The sequence below is a fragment of the Lapidilactobacillus luobeiensis genome, assembly GCF_024345205.1.
Classification (GTDB): domain Bacteria; phylum Bacillota; class Bacilli; order Lactobacillales; family Lactobacillaceae; genus Lapidilactobacillus; species Lapidilactobacillus luobeiensis.
The window spans coordinates 1-1,656 of sequence record NZ_BROC01000057.1 but is presented as its reverse complement, the minus strand read 5'-3'; the positions used below and the strand labels follow the sequence as shown (position 1 = coordinate 1,656).

Annotated in this window: 1 protein-coding gene; it reads left to right on the top strand. The window is 44.1% G+C overall.

The window, feature by feature from the left end:
• The first annotated feature begins 250 nt into the window (after positions 1–250).
• The gene (locus OCU21_RS11210) at positions 251–1,456 is read left to right on the top strand and encodes an IS110 family RNA-guided transposase (RefSeq protein ID WP_261807483.1); all 1,206 of its coding nucleotides are present in this window, start codon (positions 251–253) and stop codon (positions 1,454–1,456) included.
• Positions 1,457–1,656: the final 200 nt, after the last annotated feature.

Genomic DNA, 1,656 nt, shown 5'->3' with positions numbered 1-1,656 from the left:
CAAACAGTCTAAGGTTTATGGTGAATCATGATTCGACGGAATCGTGATTCACCATTTTTCATTTTTCTGGTAAAGTGGTGTCGAGGTTGACATGCCGTAGCATCGTTTGGCGCTTTGACGTCGTACTTCAAACTGGCAACTTCGCAGATTCACCAAGGAACTCGTTCGAAGACTGTGGACGCTTGACGCCGTGTATTGAAAATTGAGATGAGTGAATCGGTGAAGCAACTTCAATTAGGTGGTGTTCAGAATGGAATGTATTTTTGGTATCGATGTCAGCAAAGCAACAACTAACGTAGCAATATTAGTAGACGAAACATTTATCAAGGAGTTCAAAATCACGAATGATAATCCAGGCTATCAGACGCTTGAGGACGCTCTGAATAGCTTCAAAACGCCCCAAATCATCTTTGAATCAACAGGAATATACTCCCGAAGCCTACGGGCTTACCTTCAGCGAAACAATTGGCTGTATACGGAAATTAACCCGCTCAAAGCGAAGATAGATATGGCGAGTTTCCGGCACGATAAGACGGACGTGCTCGATGCGCGCGGTCTAGCCTTGGCTATGAGAGAACATCATTACAAACCGACCTATCAGCAGGATCCGGTGTACAGCGAGCTACACGATTTAGAGCGAACATATCAGGACTACAATGATGACATCATTCGAGCCAAGAACCGTCTGCATAAGGCGTTACAGCTCACCTTCCCGGAATTAGAACATGTCCTCAGCAATACGGACGGCGGCTTATACTGGCACCTAGTCCAACTGTTTCCTCACCCAGAGTTAGTACTCAAGTTTGAAGTGAACGCTCTAGCCGATCAAATATTGGGCGCGACACCAAAAAATATGGGCGCAAAGCGCGCACTAAGAATCGCAGACAAGCTGTTAAGTCTCGCAAAACTCTGTGCTTCTTCAACATCAGTAACTAGCCATGCGGTACGTGCTACAGTGTATTATGCCGCAGAAGTTGAGCGCCTTGACGGCCTAAAGAAGGACATCATTGCGGAAATGCAAGTAGTTGCCGGAGATCTAGAGGAAGTCAAATATCTCCTCTCATTTCCAGGAATCGGAATCAAAACTGTAATGTGTCTGCTTGGTGAACTGGGTGATTTACGCCGCTTTCATAGTACTAATGCCGTGAATCGCTACGTCGGTATTGATCTCATCCGGTATGAGTCTGGTGACCACAAGACGAAGAGTGGTATCAGCAAACGAGGCAATGCATACGCACGCAAAATCTTGTATCGTGCAATCTTGAATATCGTCAGTGCGGCACGATATCAGCCATCAAATATCAGCGTCTACTACCAAAATAAAAAGCAATCATCTACGACCAAACGGACGAAGATGATCACCATTGCGGCAGTTGGGCGCCTCATCAGGACCCTCTACCATCTAGTTATAAACAATGAGTACTTCGACCCGAAAATGTCCCTTGCCGGACAGTAAAGCCGAAGCTCATTTAAGACTATTATAACACCTCACAAATTTTAAAATTGGTGAAGTTGTATTTGATGTACATAAAAAATCATTAAAAATACTTCTGAATATGTCCTCTCACAACTGAATCAATAGAATCTCAAGAAACAAAGAAAAAGAGGCCTAATATATCAACTTTCTCTTGACTAATGGTAGAAAACGATGCCCAC

Coding starts and splice junctions, on each gene's coding strand:
- OCU21_RS11210 (WP_261807483.1), top strand. CDS start 251: ATGGAATGTATTTTTGGTATCGATGTCAGCAAAGCAACAACTAACGTA.